This is a genomic window from Novosphingobium sp. Leaf2 (assembly GCF_001421325.1).
In the GTDB taxonomy this organism is placed as follows: Bacteria; Pseudomonadota; Alphaproteobacteria; order Sphingomonadales; family Sphingomonadaceae; genus Novosphingobium.
The window spans coordinates 124,276-138,901 of sequence record NZ_LMJY01000018.1 but is presented as its reverse complement, the minus strand read 5'-3'; the positions used below and the strand labels follow the sequence as shown (position 1 = coordinate 138,901).

At 64.6% G+C, this 14,626-nt stretch carries 17 protein-coding genes; 11 read left to right on the top strand and 6 right to left on the bottom strand.

Annotated elements, in window-relative coordinates:
* The first annotated feature begins 136 nt into the window (after positions 1 to 136).
* A complete protein-coding gene (locus ASE49_RS13720) occupies positions 137 to 1,303 on the top strand; it encodes an aminotransferase (protein ID WP_200922055.1) in 1,167 nt (388 codons plus the stop codon).
* A complete protein-coding gene (locus tag ASE49_RS13715; protein ID WP_235522988.1) occupies positions 1,300 to 1,803 on the top strand; it encodes a GNAT family N-acetyltransferase in 504 nt (167 codons plus the stop codon). Before ASE49_RS13720 ends, ASE49_RS13715 begins: the two co-directional genes overlap by 4 nt.
* A gap of 15 nt (positions 1,804 to 1,818) precedes the next feature.
* Here the strand turns inward: ASE49_RS13715 and ASE49_RS13710 are convergent, their stop codons facing one another.
* Positions 1,819 to 2,502 carry a pentapeptide repeat-containing protein gene (locus ASE49_RS13710; protein WP_056773601.1) on the bottom strand — a complete coding sequence of 228 codons (684 nt, stop codon included), beginning with the start codon at positions 2,500 to 2,502 and terminating at the stop codon, positions 1,819 to 1,821.
* 177 nt (positions 2,503 to 2,679) lie between these two features.
* A complete protein-coding gene (locus tag ASE49_RS13705) occupies positions 2,680 to 4,206 on the bottom strand; it encodes a replicative DNA helicase (RefSeq protein ID WP_056773599.1) in 1,527 nt (508 codons plus the stop codon).
* Positions 4,207 to 4,343: 137 nt separating this feature from the next.
* On the opposite strand from ASE49_RS13705, the gene ASE49_RS13700 reads away from it, so the two are divergent.
* The 3 genes from ASE49_RS13700 to ASE49_RS13690 are packed head-to-tail and all read left to right on the top strand — an operon-like array spanning position 4,344 to position 5,975.
* Positions 4,344 to 4,826: a UPF0262 family protein gene (locus ASE49_RS13700; protein WP_056773598.1), complete on the top strand. Its 483-nt coding sequence runs from the start codon at positions 4,344 to 4,346 to the stop codon at positions 4,824 to 4,826.
* Between the two features lie 10 nt (positions 4,827 to 4,836).
* The gene (locus ASE49_RS13695) at positions 4,837 to 5,550 is read left to right on the top strand and encodes a glycoside hydrolase family 25 protein (RefSeq protein WP_056773595.1); all 714 of its coding nucleotides are present in this window, start codon (positions 4,837 to 4,839) and stop codon (positions 5,548 to 5,550) included.
* Positions 5,547 to 5,975 carry a cytidine deaminase gene (locus ASE49_RS13690; protein ID WP_056773594.1) on the top strand — a complete coding sequence of 143 codons (429 nt, stop codon included), beginning with the start codon at positions 5,547 to 5,549 and terminating at the stop codon, positions 5,973 to 5,975. The genes ASE49_RS13695 and ASE49_RS13690 overlap by 4 nt, the downstream gene beginning before the upstream one ends.
* A 19-nt stretch (positions 5,976 to 5,994) precedes the next feature.
* On the opposite strand, the gene ASE49_RS13685 is transcribed toward ASE49_RS13690, so the two are convergent.
* The 3 genes from ASE49_RS13685 to ASE49_RS13675 are packed head-to-tail and all read right to left on the bottom strand — an operon-like array spanning position 5,995 to position 8,539.
* Positions 5,995 to 7,134, bottom strand: coding sequence for a M14 family metallopeptidase (locus tag ASE49_RS13685; RefSeq protein WP_056773592.1), 1,140 nt, complete (start codon positions 7,132 to 7,134; stop codon positions 5,995 to 5,997).
* Positions 7,131 to 7,760 carry a hypothetical protein gene (locus ASE49_RS13680; protein WP_056773945.1) on the bottom strand — a complete coding sequence of 210 codons (630 nt, stop codon included), beginning with the start codon at positions 7,758 to 7,760 and terminating at the stop codon, positions 7,131 to 7,133. Before ASE49_RS13680 ends, ASE49_RS13685 begins: the two co-directional genes overlap by 4 nt.
* Positions 7,761 to 7,819: 59 nt before the next feature.
* On the bottom strand, positions 7,820 to 8,539 hold the full coding sequence (locus ASE49_RS13675; RefSeq protein WP_056773591.1) for a DUF4136 domain-containing protein: 720 nt from the start codon (positions 8,537 to 8,539) through the stop codon (positions 7,820 to 7,822).
* 225 nt (positions 8,540 to 8,764) lie between these two features.
* Here ASE49_RS13675 and ykgO point away from each other — a divergent pair, with 225 nt between their 5' ends.
* The 6 genes from ykgO to ASE49_RS13645 all read left to right on the top strand — a co-directional run bounded on the left by ykgO (position 8,765) and on the right by ASE49_RS13645 (position 13,811).
* Positions 8,765 to 8,890 carry a type B 50S ribosomal protein L36 gene (gene ykgO, locus ASE49_RS13670; protein ID WP_003046794.1) on the top strand — a complete coding sequence of 42 codons (126 nt, stop codon included), beginning with the start codon at positions 8,765 to 8,767 and terminating at the stop codon, positions 8,888 to 8,890.
* A gap of 100 nt (positions 8,891 to 8,990) precedes the next feature.
* Positions 8,991 to 9,623 carry an HAD-IA family hydrolase gene (locus ASE49_RS13665; RefSeq protein WP_056773588.1) on the top strand — a complete coding sequence of 211 codons (633 nt, stop codon included), beginning with the start codon at positions 8,991 to 8,993 and terminating at the stop codon, positions 9,621 to 9,623.
* 111 nt (positions 9,624 to 9,734) lie between these two features.
* Positions 9,735 to 11,171: a circularly permuted type 2 ATP-grasp protein gene (locus tag ASE49_RS13660; RefSeq protein WP_056773585.1), complete on the top strand. Its 1,437-nt coding sequence runs from the start codon at positions 9,735 to 9,737 to the stop codon at positions 11,169 to 11,171.
* A gap of 13 nt (positions 11,172 to 11,184) precedes the next feature.
* Positions 11,185 to 12,132: an alpha-E domain-containing protein gene (locus ASE49_RS13655; RefSeq protein ID WP_056773578.1), complete on the top strand. Its 948-nt coding sequence runs from the start codon at positions 11,185 to 11,187 to the stop codon at positions 12,130 to 12,132.
* A 10-nt stretch (positions 12,133 to 12,142) separates the two neighbouring features.
* On the top strand, positions 12,143 to 13,003 hold the full coding sequence (locus ASE49_RS13650) for a transglutaminase family protein (RefSeq protein ID WP_056773576.1): 861 nt from the start codon (positions 12,143 to 12,145) through the stop codon (positions 13,001 to 13,003).
* A 55-nt stretch (positions 13,004 to 13,058) separates the two neighbouring features.
* Positions 13,059 to 13,811, top strand: a complete 753-nt coding sequence (locus ASE49_RS13645; protein ID WP_056773574.1) for a proteasome-type protease — start codon at positions 13,059 to 13,061, stop codon at positions 13,809 to 13,811.
* 1 nt (position 13,812) lies between these two features.
* On the opposite strand, the gene ASE49_RS13640 is transcribed toward ASE49_RS13645, so the two are convergent.
* Positions 13,813 to 14,484 carry an extensin family protein gene (locus ASE49_RS13640; RefSeq protein WP_056773572.1) on the bottom strand — a complete coding sequence of 224 codons (672 nt, stop codon included), beginning with the start codon at positions 14,482 to 14,484 and terminating at the stop codon, positions 13,813 to 13,815.
* Positions 14,485 to 14,626: the final 142 nt, after the last annotated feature.

Genomic DNA, 14,626 nt, shown 5'->3' with positions numbered 1-14,626 from the left:
GCGTCCCTGCCCAAATCTCAAGCTGGCGCGAACGCACACAGTGATCGTTTCGGCCTGATTATCGTGACAGGGTTAAAATGCCTGCCTATCCGGCCTTGCCTCACGTTAGCACATCCTGTCAGGGAGGTCGCACGCGATGAAGATCCACAGCCATATCCACCCCGTCTACGCGCAAATGGGCAGCACCGTTTTCGAGACGCTGTCCGCGCTGGCACGGGAGACGAGGGCGATCAATCTGGGGCAAGGGTTTCCCGATGGCCCGGTCCCACCTGCTTTGCTGGACGCCGGGGCGCGCGCGCTCCACGAACGCTCAAGCCAGTATCCGCCCAGCAGCGGCCTGCCCGAATTGCGCGGGGCGGTGGCACGTTTCTATGCGCAGCGGCAAGGGCTGGTGGTGGAGCCGGGCGACGTCATCGTCACCTCCGGCGCGACCGAGGCCATCGCGGCAGCGGTGCTGGCGCTGGTGCAGGCCGGCGACGAGGTGCTGCTGTTCCAGCCGGCCTACGACGCTTATGCGCCCCTGGTGCGGCGCGCAGGCGGGATGCCGGTGTCAGTCGGGCTGGCCGCGCCGCATTTCCGCTATGACGAGGCCGCCATCGCCGCCGCAATCACGCCGCGCACCCGCGCACTTATCTTGAACGATCCGCTCAATCCCGCCGGCACCGTCGCCACCCCGGACGAACTGGCGATGCTGGGCCGGCTATGCACGGCGCATGACTTGGTGGCGATTTGCGACGAGGTGTGGGAGCAGGTGCGCTTCGATGGCGTCGCCCACCGCTCGCTCATGGATGTGCCGGGCATGGCGGAGCGGACGGTGAAGATCGGGTCGGCTGGCAAGATCTTCGGGCTTACCGGTTGGAAGATCGGCTGGATGATCGCACGCGGCGAACTCGCCACCGCACTGGGGCGGGTGCACCAGTTCCTGACCTTCACCAGCGCGGTACCGCTGCAATGGGCGGTGGCCGAAGGACTGGCGATGGACGCTGTGCTGGACGACCTGCACGCCGGGTGGGCCGCATCGCGCGCGCGGCTGACGGCCGGGCTGGAGGGGATCGGCCTGCACGTGCTGCCCAACGCCGCGACGTGGTTCGTGTGCGTCGATCTGGCGGCATCAGGTATCGCGCTGGAGGATGCCGCGTTCAGCGAGCGCGCGGTGCGCGAGGCCGGCGTGGCGATGCTGCCGGTCAGCGCGCTTTACGATCTCGACGGCGGACCCAAGCACTTGGTGCGCCTGTGCTTCACCAAGCCGGACGATATGCTGGACGAGGCCGTCCGACGTCTGGGCGCATGGTGCCCTCGGTGATCGCCGCGCCCGCATGGCGCGCGATGCAGGCCGACGACCTGGACGGGGTCGTCGCCACCGCGCGGGCCTGCTTCCCCGATCATTTTGAAGCGCTGGCCTGCTTTGCCGAGCGGCTGGCGCTCTATCCGCAGGGCTGCCTGGTGCTTGCCGCCGGCACGCAAGTGCAAGGCTATTGCATTGGCTACCCGTGGCCGCTGGGCGCGATTCCGCCGCTCGACAGCCTGCTGGGCGAATTGCCCGATGCGCGCGACGCCTACTATCTCCACGACCTTGCGCTGATGCCACATGTGCGCGGCCAGGGCTTTGCGGCGCAAGGGCTGGATCGGCTGACCGCGGTGGTGCGCGGGGCGGGCGGGGAGGTTATCGCGCTCGTGTCGGTGAACGAGACGGCGCGGTTCTGGGACGCCCTGGGTTTCCGCGCGGCTGGGGCGAGCCCGGCGCTTGTGCGCAAGCTGCAAAGCTACGGCGAGGGCGCAACCTACATGACGCGCGCGGTGTAATCGCGAGGCGCGCCGTCAGCGCACTTTCAGGCCGATCTCGCTCAAAAGCTGGCTGGCTTGTTCCGGTGAGATGACCGCCCCGCGAAACCGCGCCGCATCGCCAAGCTGCACGCCGCCAAGGTCCGCGCCCCGCAAGTCCGCCTGTTCGAACCGCGCGCCGTCTACCAACGCCTCGCGCAGGCTGCACGCGTCGAAGGTAGCCATGCGAAAGTCGCACTTGCGCAGGTCTGCCTGCGAAAAGTCGAGCCGGACGAGGGTCATCTTGCGAAACGACCGGCCCGCCAGCTTGGCGCTGATGAGCAGCGTTTCCTCCAGATGCAGCTCTACCGCGCGCGCATCGGTGAAATCCGCGCCGGTCAGCTTGCAGTTCACGAACCGTGCGGCTTCCAGCGCGCTGCGCTTGAGCGAGGCATTGTTGAAATCGCACGCGGTGAACGCCGCTTCGCTCAGATCCGCGCCGGTGAAGTTGGCGAAGGGGCCGCGGCACGAACGCCAGACCGTGGAATCGAGCCGCGCGCCGGCCAGATCGACGCGGCGCATCGTGCACTGCTCGAACGACCAGCCGGACAAGTCCAGCCCGGACACATCCGCGTCCTCAAGATCGCAGCCCACCAGCGCCTGCCTACCGGTCAGTGCCTCGATGTCGGAACGGCTGAGTGTCCGGTCGCGCACCGGCTCGCCTGCGAAAACGTCTTTCATGACACAAGGCCCACCGTTCGTTCATCGCCGGCCGTGGGCCGACATTTTCCTACATCGGCCGGGCCTGCTACAGTCGTGCCGCTCTTTTCCATCGTCAGCCCGCACCGCACTTCAGGACATGCCCAAAGGCATTGCGCCAGCATGCACTTCATCAACTTGCGTTTGGTGCAACCGTGCTCAATCGCTCTCGAAGGCCGCGCGCATGTCGTCTGGCGCAAGGTCGGAGAACTTGGTGATGCGCGCCTCGAAGCGCAGGCGCACTTTGCCGGTGGCGCCGTGGCGCTGCTTGGCGATGATCAGTTCGGACAGCCCGGTCACCTCCTCCATCTTCTGGCGCCAGGTGTCCCACTTGTCACGCACGTCCGCGCTGTCGTTATCGCTGGGGAACTTGGGCTCGGTGGCCTTTACGTAGTAATCCTCACGATAGACGAACCACACCATGTCCGCGTCCTGCTCGATCGAGCCCGATTCGCGCAGGTCAGACAGCATCGGCCGTTTATCGTCGCGCTGCTCCACCGCGCGGCTAAGCTGGGACAGCGCGATCACCGGCACGCCCAGTTCCTTGGCCAGCGTCTTGAGTCCGCGCGAAATTTCTGAAATCTCGTTGACGCGGTTGTCGTTGGCGCGGCCCGACCCGGTCAGCAGCTGCAGATAGTCGATCACCACCAGCCCGATATTGTGGCGGCGCTTGAGGCGGCGGGCACGGGTGCGCAGGCCAGCGATGGTCAGGCCCGGCGTATCGTCGATATACAGCGGCAGCTCGGCCAGGCGCTGGCTGGCGAAGGACAGCTGCTGAAAATCCTCGCGGCTGATCTTGCCCATGCGCAAGGCTTCGGAGCTGATGTTGGACTGCTCGGCCAGGATACGCGTGGCGAGCTGGTCCGCGCTCATTTCCAGGCTGAAGAACGCCACCGGCGCGCCCACCGATTTCTCCGGCGGCATGCCATCACGCTCGGTATCGTCGACATAGCGCTGGGCGGTGTTGAAGGCGATGTTGGTGACCAGCGAGGTCTTGCCCATGCCGGGGCGGCCGGCCAGGATGATAAGATCGGAATCGTGCAGGCCGCCGATCTTCTGGTTCAGCGACGTCAGACCGGTGGTGCGCCCGGAAATGTGGCCGCCGGAATTGAACGCTTTCTCGATAGCCTGGATCGCGGTGCGCGTGGCGACGCCGAAACTTTGCGCCTCGCTTTGCGATGCCGCGCCCTCCGCCACTTTGTACAGCGCGGCTTCGGCGCGTTCCACCTGCTCCATCGGTTCTACCGATTCGGAGGTGTCCATCGCGCTTTCCACGAGGTTGCGGCCCACCAGGATCAGTTCGCGCAGCAGCGCCAGGTCGTAAATCTGGTCCGCCAGTTCGCGCGGGGCCAGCAGGCCCTGGCCATCGGCGGTAAGGCGGGCGAGATAGGCCACGCCGCCCAGCGCTTTCAGTGCCTCGTCGGCTTCGAAATACGGGCGCAGGGTGACTGGGGTGACCACGGCCTTGCGGTCCAGCAGTTGCAGGATGCGTTCGTACAGGCGGGCATGCACGGGCTCGAAAAAGTGCTGGGGTCCAAGCTGCGTCTGCAGTTCCTCGATCACGCGATTGTCAATGAGGACGGCGCCCAGAAACGCGGCCTCTGCCTCGACGTTGGCGGGAAGGTTGCGGACGACGGCGGTCTGCGGCGGCGCATCGGCGCGGATGAGAAGATCTTGCTGGGCCATAAGCGCATGACAATGCTCCGGCCCGGCGAGTCCGGCAAGCAGGAGCCCCGACGATTTTATTCCACAGCTTGTGGATGCACGGGCACCTTAAAGCCCACTTGCCCGCGTGCATGGCGACCGACTAAAGCCGGTTCACCATGGCCGACCCGCGCATCTCCCACATCGAACTCGACGATGCGACCATTCTGTGGCGCAATGCCGATATCGAACAGGAACGGCGCATCGCCATCTTCGATCTGATCGAGGACAACGTGTTCAAGCCGCTGCGCGCCTGTGATGCCGGTCACGAAGGGCCCTATCGCCTGAAGCTGGCGGTGCGCGACGGGCGACTTTCCATGGAAGTGACGGGCGAGGACGGCGCCGAGTTGGAAACGCTGGTGCTGGGGCTGGCGGGCTTCCGCAGGCCGATCCGCGAGTATTTCGCGATCTGCGAGAGCTATTACCAGGCGATTCGCAAATCGACCGCGCAGGAGATCGAGACGATCGACATGGCGCGTCGCGCGATCCACAACGAGGCGGCGGAGCTTCTGCTCGAACGCCTTCATGGCAAAGTGGAAACCGATCACCCCACTGCCCGCCGGCTGTTCACGCTGATCTGCGTGCTGCACATCCGCGGCTAAGGAGGGGGCGATGGCGGCACGCAAAGGCGCAAGAGTGAAGGCGCATGGCTGGCGGCTGCGAGTGCTTGGCGCCTTGGCGCTGCTGGCGATCGTGGCCGGCGCATGGGGCTGGTGGACTATGCGGCACTGGACCCCGGACCGGCGCGACTATCCGATGCAGGGCGTGGAAATCGGCGCGAACGACGGTGAGGTCAGCTGGAAGTCGCTGAGGGCGATCGGCGCGGACTTTGCCTACATCGATGCCAGTGCCAGCGCATTTGCCCGCGATCCACGTTTCGTGGAAAATTTCGAGGCGGCAAAGGCGGCGGGCATGCAGGTGGGGGCGCTGCACCGCTACGATCCATGCCAGCCGGCAGGCAATCAGGCGGCAAACTTCGTCACCACTGTGCCGCGCGATGCGAAGCTGCTGCCGCCCGCCGTCGAACTGGACATGCTGGCCGACAACTGCCCCGTCAAAGTCAGCGAGGCGCGGGTGGAGAGCGAGTTGATGACGTTCCTCAATCAGGTGGAAACCCACACCGGAAAGCCGGTGATCCTGAAGGTGACGCCCGCGTTTCAGGCCCGCTACAGCATTGCGCACAAGCTGGATCGCAACTTGTGGCTGGTGCAGGACCGGTTCGAGCCCAGCTACGCCGGCCGACCTTGGACGATGTGGACCGCCAACCACGATCTTGCCAACGAGGTTGCGCAAGGGGGGCTGCGCTGGGTAGTCGTGCTGCCATGAACGACACCCGCGATACCCTGATGACGGCCGCCCGGCAGGCTGCGGCCAACGCTTATGCGCCCTATTCCAAGTTCCACGTCGGCGCGGCGCTGCTGCTTGCCGATGGAAGGGTGGTGACCGGCGCGAATGTAGAGAACGCCAGCTACGGTTTGTCGCTGTGCGCGGAGACCGTAGCGGTGGCCTCCATCCTGGCGAGCGGCGCCCGGCCCCAGCTGACGGCTTTGGCGGTCACTGGCGGCGGGCCCGGCGCGGCGGGGCAAGGACCCCGCGTCACGCCGTGCGGCCGCTGCCGGCAGGTGCTCAACGAAATCGCGCAGTTGGGCAATACCGACCCGGTGGTGTGGTGCGACGGGGCGGAGGGCATCCTCGAAGTGCGCCTGTCAGACCTGTTGCCCCACGCGTTCGGGCCGGCGAACCTGGGCTAGACGCTGGCGAGTGGCCGCGTCAGGCGTCCCGCTCCACCAGCCATTCCAGCAGAGCACCGAGGCAATCGCGCCCCAGTTGCATCGAGCGTTCCGGGCTCCAGCCCTGCGCAGCGTCGGCGGCGGGGTCGTGGTCCTTGAACGGCATCTCCAGCGTCATCGACACCGCACCGAACCGCTCGGCCACCTGGTTGGTCGACATCGTCAGGTTGCCCGCGCCGGGCCGTGTAAGCGGATAGCCCAGCTTGGTCTGGAAATCGGGGCTGCGGCGTTCCAGCAAGTCGGCATAGCGGGTATAGCCGGCTTGCTGCTGCTCCTTGAGGCCAGGGATGCCCTCGAAGCCGGCCAGGAATACCGCCGGGATCGCCTCGTCGCCATGCACGTCCATCGCGAAGTCCACGCCGGTTGCGTCCATCGCGTTGCGGATCGCCAGCACTTCGGGCGACTTTTCGGGCGAGGGCGCGTGCCATTCGCGGTTGAGGTTCACGCCCACGGCATTGGTGCGCAAATGTCCGCGGCGCGATCCATCGGGATTGGCATTGGGCACGATATGCAGCGTGCAGCGCTTGCGCAGTTCCCGGCCGACCGAGCTGGCAGGGTCGGCAAGCAGATCAAGCGCGCCTTCCATCCACCATTCGGCCATCGTCTCACCGGGATGCTGGCGGCCATAGAGCCACACCTGCACAGGGCCGTCGCCGGTTTCCAGGCAATCGACTGGTTGCCCGTCGATCGAAAGGCCCAGCGTGCGGTGGGTGATATGCGGCGCGGCGGCGGCAACGCACACCAGATCGTGGTGCCGCTCCATCGAATAGGGCGCGAAATAGGCGAACCACGCCAGGTCGCCAGCCGGCTGGTATCGGATAACCAGCGTACCGCCCTCTGCGGTTTCGTCGAAATGCGTCTGCGCGCGGCCCCAGTATTCACGGTCCTCGGAGACCACGGCGTTATATCCCCGCCAGCCCATCGGGTAGGCGGATCCGTTCAGGCCAGTGATCCGCAGGGTCACTTCGCGTCCAGCGGCGCCGCTGACGCGGAAATGGAACCATTGGAAAAAGTCGGAGTCCTGGTCCTTGCGGATGGCAAGGCGGGCCTCGGTTTCGTGGACGGAGAGGGTTTCGATATTGCCGGCGTCGAACGCGGCGGTGATCTGGATGTCGGTCATTTCACTTGAATAGTTTGTCCCGACTCTCCCGGAAACCCCTTGAACAGCGCTTCTGCAAGTTTAGCCGATCCAAGCGACGTTCCGGCCAGCGGCGAATCCGCGCGGGCGGCGGATACTGCCCGGCCTTCCCACAAGGCGGTGGCGCTTGGCGGTGCGGCCCGGTCGCGGATGGACACGAACATGCGCGTGGCGACCTGGTCCTTCGGCGGCCCGGACAGGTCGATGGCAAGCCCAAGCCCCGCACCCGATCCATATGACCCGACCGATCCCGCCCCGCCCACCGTCACGGGACTGCGCCGACGATCAGGCCGGAAGGTCTGCCGGTCAAGCGTCAGCAGCGCTACCTGTTCGCTGGGTGCACCGCCGGGCAGTGGGGCGCTGTAGCCGACGCGTTGCAGTTCGCGCAGGACGGCGGCGGCGTAGGCGCGAAATTCCAGGGTGTCGGGCTGACCGGGTGCCGGCTCCACCGCAATCGTGCCGTGGCCCAGCCGCGCCAGGTCAGGCGCGTGAAAGCGGGTTACCTCAACAGGGCCAACCGGAGCTACACAAGCCGATGTCAAAAGGCACGACGCGGCAAGGAGGGCGCCTGCCCCAAGCTGCGCAAAACGCCGAGCATACCGTGTCATCGCATCATCCCCTTTGTGCCCGTCAGCCGACGGCACCGATCATCGCAATGCCATTGCTGTTAACCGACCGGTGTAATTGGATCGGCCTTGGGGAAATTGTCAAACAAGGCGCTCGCCAGTTTGGTGGCGACGAGCCCCTCGGGCCACTTGTCGTCACCTTCGCGCGTGGCGATGGTGGCATAGCCTTCCCACAGCACCTTGCCGCTGGCCCGGTCCACGATCTGCGCATCCAGGCGGGTGGAGACCAGCGCCGAACGCGGCTTGGTCAGATCGACATTTATCCCCAGCCCATAGGATTGGCCATAGGTGCCCACTTCCATCGCCGCCGTTCCGCTGACGGGGCTGCGCTTCTCTTCGGCGGGCACCAAAACCTGGCGGCTGATCTTCAGCTTGACCACTTGCGGCTGGGGAACATCGGGATGCAGCGTGTCATACCCGGCGTGCACCAGCGAATCTATGATCGCCGCCTCGTAGGCGCGGCGGGCCGATACCTCCACCCACGGGCCGTCTCCCGATTCCGAGGTTACCGACACCGGGCCATGGCCCAGTTCGGCTGCCGCCGGATCGGTGGAGACGAAGCGGGTCACTTCCACGTGGCCTTCGCGGCCATCGCCGACCGAGCGGCGCGAATCGAACCCGCGATCGTTCCAGCCGGGACGGTTCCAGCCGCCACCCCATCCTCCGCCCCATCCCGGACCCCACTGGGCATTGGCATTGGGCGCGACGATCAGGGTCATAGCGGCGCTGCCGGCAATCACAGCGGCCTTGAGGGTGTTCATATTATCGCTCGATCCGCAAAAAAGACGTTGGGGTCGCACCCGCGCGTGGGTTATGCGCCGATGGGATTGCCGGTGCATGAACGACAGGTAGGAACGCCGCGATCGGTAAGCAACGGGCCCCGATCAGCGGCAGGGCTGCTTGACTTTCGATGCTGCCACCACTAACGGCCCCACTTCGAATTCCCGGCGGTCGGTAACCGCCATGATGACACGGACGGAAGACTCATGAAGATTCGCAACAGCCTCAAGTCGCTCAAGGACCGTCACCGCGATAACCGCGTGATCCGTCGTCGCGGCCGCACTTACGTTATCAACAAGACGAACCGCCGCTTCAAGGCGCGCCAGGGCTGAAGTCTTATCGTCTGCGGCCCTGCTCGTGGGGCGGCGGACATTGATACGCGGACGGTTTCGTCGTTTGCATGAGACCCCCGCCGTCCGCGGGGGTCTTGTCATGTCTGCAGCGTGCGAAAATACTCCGGTGCAGGCCGTGGTTTTCGATGTCGGCAAAGTGCTGGTGGAGTGGGACATGCGCCTGCTGTTCGCCAAGCTGATCGACGATCCTGACCAGCTTGACACGTTCCTCAGCACAGTGGTGACGCAGGACTGGCATTTCGAACATGACGCCGGGCGCGATCTTGCCGAAATGGTAGCGGCGCGAAAAGTCGAGTTTCCTGGGCACGATCACTTGCTCGATGCCTATGCCACCCGGTTTGCCGAAACGCTGCCCGGTAACGTGCCCGGCACGCACGCAATCGTGCAGGAGTTGGCGGCACGCGGCGTGCCGCTGTTTGCCATAACCAACTTTGCCAGCACGTTCTGGCACCAATATCGCGCATCCGAGCCGCTGTTCGACCTGTTTGCCGACATTGTCGTCTCAGGCGATGAAAAGCTGGTGAAACCCGATCGCGCGATATTCGACTTGGCGGCAGAGCGCTTCGGGCATGATCCGCACACGATGCTATTCGTGGACGACAATGCCGCCAATGTGGCGGCAGCCCGGGCGCTGGGCTGGCAGGTGCATCATTTCCACGATGCCGCCGCCTTGCGCGCAGACCTTGCCGCGCGCGGCCTGATCACAGCCTGACGCGCTGGAATTGTAACGCATCGCTAACCGGCGATATTTCTTCGCAGCTGCAGCGACAACGCTTGGCAAGGTGGAAATCCTGTTGCATCACTTGGTCAACAGGGAGTCACAATGTCCGATACTGGCGCGGCGAACTTCGACGAAATGCTTAACAGGGACGGCACCGTGCGTCCCGCCTACGCCGACTTTCGCCAGTGGTTCGATGGTCAGGACACCGCGTGGCTGCGGCGCCAGGACGCGGAGGCCGAGCGTTTTTTCCGGCGGATCGGCATCACCTTCAATGTTTACGGCGATGACGCGGGCGAAGAACGGCTGATCCCGTTCGACATGATCCCGCGCATCATCACTGCGCGCGAATGGCGCAAGCTGACGCGCGGGATCGAGCAGCGGGTGAGGGCGCTCAACGCCTTCCTGCAGGACTTGTATCACCGCCAGGAAATCATCCGTTCCGGGCGGCTGCCGATAGAGGCGCTGCGCAATAACGAGGCGTTCCTGTCGCAGATGATCGGGTTTACCCCGCCCGGCGGCGTCTACACGCACATCGTGGGCATCGACCTTGTGCGCACCGGCGACGACGAATTCATGGTGCTGGAGGACAACGCCCGCACCCCGTCCGGCGTGTCGTACATGCTGGAAAACCGCGAAACGATGATGGCGATGTTCCCGGAGCTGTTCACGCGGATCCCGGTGCGCCCGGTATCGGACTATCCGAGGCGGCTGGCGCGCTCGCTGCGCGCGTGCGCGCCGCCGGCCCACACCGGCAGCGGCCGTCCAGTGGTGGCGGTGCTGACGCCCGGCATTTACAACTCCGCCTATTTCGAACACGCTTTCCTTGCCGACCAGATGGGCGCGGAACTGGTGGAAGGCAGCGACCTGCGGGTGATGGACGGGCGCGTGTGCATGCGCACCACCACCGGCTACAAGGCGATCGATGTGATCTATCGCCGGGTGGACGACGATTATCTCGATCCGCTGACGTTCAATCCCAATTCTGCGCTTGGCGTGGCCGGGATCTTCGATGTGTATCGATCTGGCGGGGTGACGATCGCCAATGCGCCCGGCACCGGGATCGCGGACGACAAGGCGATCTACAGCTACATGCCGGAAATCGTGGAATTCTACACTGGCGAAAAGCCGATCCTGCAAAACGTGCCGACCTGGCGCTGTTCGGAAGCGGATTCGCTGGGCCATGTGCTGGACAATCTGTCCGACCTGGTCGTCAAGGAAGTGCACGGTTCGGGCGGGTACGGCATGCTGATCGGCCCCACCTCCTCGAAAAAGGAACTGGCGGATTTCGAGGCGAAGCTGCGTGCCAAGCCTGCCAATTACATCGCCCAGCCCACCCTGTCGCTATCGACGGTGCCGATCTTCACCAAGGAAGGGCTGGCGCCCCGGCATGTCGATCTGCGGCCCTTCGTGCTGGTTTCCCCCAATGGTATCGACATTACGCCCGGCGGCTTGACCCGCGTGGCGCTGAAGAAAGGATCGCTGGTGGTCAATTCCTCCCAGGGCGGGGGCACCAAGGACAGCTGGGTGCTGGACGAGTGAGGGGGGCCGCCTGATGCTTGGACGCGCAGCCAACGGCGTTTACTGGATGAGCCGCTACCTCGAACGGGCGGAGAATACCGCGCGCCTTATCGACGTGGGGTTCCACCTCGCGCTCACGCGCGGCAACCGCCAGTCGCAGGACGAGGAGTGGAAGTCGGTTCTCACCACGACTGGCCAGCTTGAGGACTATTGCCAGAAGCATTCCGATTTTTCGGGCACGCAGGTGTTCAATTACCTGCTGCGGGAAAAGGACAATCCCGGCTCCGTGCTGGCGATGGTGGAGAATGCGCGCACCAATGCGCGGGTGGTGCGCACCAGCCTGACCAACTCGGTATGGGAAACCACAAACGAAGGCTGGATGAACCTGCGCGAGCTGCTCTCGCGCCCGGTGCGCGAAACCAGTCTTGGCGAAGTGCTGACGCAGATCCGGCGCACTGGCACACTGGTGCGCGGCGCGCTGGAAGGCACGATGCTGCGCAACGAGGTGTTCAACTTCTCGCGCATTGGCACTTTCATCGAACGGGCGGACAACACCGCGCGCATTTTGGACGTGAAGTATTACGTACTGCTGCCCTCCACCGCATGGGTCGGCTCCAGCCTGGACAATGTGCAGTGGGATACCCTGCTGCGCTCTGTGGCCGGAAACCGGGCCTATTCCTGGCTCAACGCGGGATCGATGGACCCGCGCGGGATCGCCCGGTTCCTGATTTTGGACGGCCAGTTTCCGCGCAGCCTAATCTTTTGCTACGACAAGATCCGCAGCAACATGGCTGGCCTCGCAAAGGAATATGGCCGCGAGGTTTCGGCGCACCAGTTGCTGCGCGATGCCGGCGCGAAGCTGCACCAGATCACGATCGAAGAGATTTTCGAAGGTGGCCTGCATGAATATCTGCAGGCGTTCATCAGCAAGACGATCGAGATCGGCAGCGCCATTGCCGCCGATTATCGTTTCAGCGAATAGGACGCTTGCCGTGCTCCTCACCGTAAAACACACCACCCGCTACACGTTCGCCGGCTCCGTGACTCACGGTTTGCAGCGGCTGCGGCTGAAGCCCAAGACCAGCCACGGCCAGGAAGTGGTGGACTGGCGCATGGAGCTGTTCGGCGCGCAGCAGCAGGCCGGGTATGAAGACCAGCACTACAACCACGTCGATCTGGTATCGATCGAGCCGGGCACCCCGGAAGTCGTCGTGACGTGTCATGGCACCGTGCGCACGGCGCAGGAAAACGGCGTCATCGGCGCGCATACCGGCCTCATGCCCCTGTGGTGTTTCCTGCGTCCCACAGCGCTGACCAAGCCCGGACTCAAGGTGCGGCAATTGCTGGCCGGGATCGAGGCGGATCGTTCCGATACCCTGGGCTTCCTCCACACGCTGTCGGGCGTCATCGCCGATCAGGTGGAGTACGTGCCGGGGACTACGGATGCGCGCACCACGGCCGAACAGGCGCTGGCCGCGGGCAAGGGCGTGTGCCAGGATCACGCCCACATCTTCATTGCGGCGGGCCGGATGCTCGACGTTCCCATGCGCTATGTCGGCGGCTATCTGCGGATGGACGACCGGGTGGATCAGGAAGCAGGCCACGGCTGGGCCGAGGCGCATGTGCCCGGCCTGGGCTGGGTGGGGTTCGACATATCGAACGCCATTTGTCCGGACGAACGTTACATCCGGGTAAGCACCGGGTGTGACTATTCCGAAGCCGCGCCGGTCACCGGGATCGCCACGGGCGCGGGGGAGACACGCATGGACGTGCAATTGTCCGTCAACGAAAGCCGGACGGCCATGCAACAGCAGCAGTCCGGCGGCAGTCAGCAGCAGACACAAGGCGGTTGAGCGGTTAGTGAGTGATCGCGCCGCGTTTCGATAATGAACAAGGTCTTGAAATAAAATGACTTATTGCGTGGGCATGATGCTCGATCGCGGGCTTGTCCTGATGAGCGACACGCGAACGAACTCGGGCGTCGACAACATATCGACGTTTCGCAAGATGTTTCACTGGGAACAGCCCGGCGAGCGCATCATCACGGTGATGACGGCGGGAAATCTTGCCACGACGCAGGCCGTCATCAGCCAGTTGGAGGAACGCAACAAGGCGCCGGCGGACAGGCACAATTCGCTGCTGGAAGCGCCGACGATGTTCAAGGTCGCCACGATCATCGGCGATCTGCTGCAGGACATCATCGCCCAACGCGCGGCGGACAATGGCCAGAAGGCGGCCGCCGGTACTTTCAGCGCGTCGATGATCGTGGCCGGGCAGATAAAAGGCATGGAGCCGCGACTGTTCCTGATCTATCCGGAAGGCAACTTCATCGAATCCAGCTTCGACACGCCGTTTTTCCAGATCGGTGAAACGAAGTATGGCCGCCCGATCCTGATCCGGGGCTATCACCGCGACATGACCTTCGAAAGCGCGGTAAAGCTAATGACGGTATCGTTCGATTCGACGCTCAAGGCCAACTTGTCGGTGGGTCTGCCGCTCGACCTGATCGTTCTTGAACGCGACCGGTTCACGCCGCTGCACGAACGCCGCATCGGGGATGGCGATCCCTATTTCCGGTCCGTGTCCGCCAGCTGGAGCGAGGCGCTGCGCACCGCGCTGGACGGGTTGCCCGACTATCGGTTCGAGCCCGCGCCGGTCTGACCTAGCGGCAAAAGCCGGCGTGATCGGCTTCCAGGTGGAAGTGGTTGGCATGGGCTTCGTTGTATCCGGGACCCAGCGTCGTGCCGAACCGCTTGCAGGCGCTGTCATGCACCACGCGGAGGAACTTGCGCTCCGCCGGGGTGCCCCCGTTCCAGTCGGCCAGCACGGTGATGCGCCGGCCATCGCCAAGCACGAAGCCGGACACGTCGATCGCATTGGCGCTGGCATGCCCTGATCGCCGGCTCGTGCCCGCCACGTTGCGGCACGAATAGCTGCCGAACGTTTCCACCTGCACCAAGCGGCTGCCCAGGATCTGCTGCGCCGCCCGGTCTACCCCGTAGCGCACCCACGCGGCGAACGGCGCAGCTGTGGCGCACGTAACCGGGCCAAGGTTCGTGACGGTAACGGTCGCGTTGTCGGTATTGAGCGCCACCAGCTTGACGGTGCCCACCGTGGAGCACGAATTGGCGTACCAGCGGTCGGTCAGCGATGTGAAAACGGCGTTCTGGCTGCTGAGGGAGGATAGGCACTGGCGCAATTCGGGCGCAGGCTGAGTCTGCCGGATCGGCGCACGCACGGTGGTGCGCGCAGGCTGGCGCCGGGGGGGCTGCGGCCTGTCGACACAGGCAGTGATCGCGACGAGAAGCGAAAGACAGTACCAGAATTTACGCATGCCCGCATGTTCTGCTCACAGGTGGTTAACCCCGCCTTACCGGCAGGTTAGGCCGATGCTTTGCCATGACAGACGGTTGGCAGGCGTGTGGTTATGCCCCGGGCCGGGCGCAAGGCGATTGACTTATCCCCCCGCCACTTTA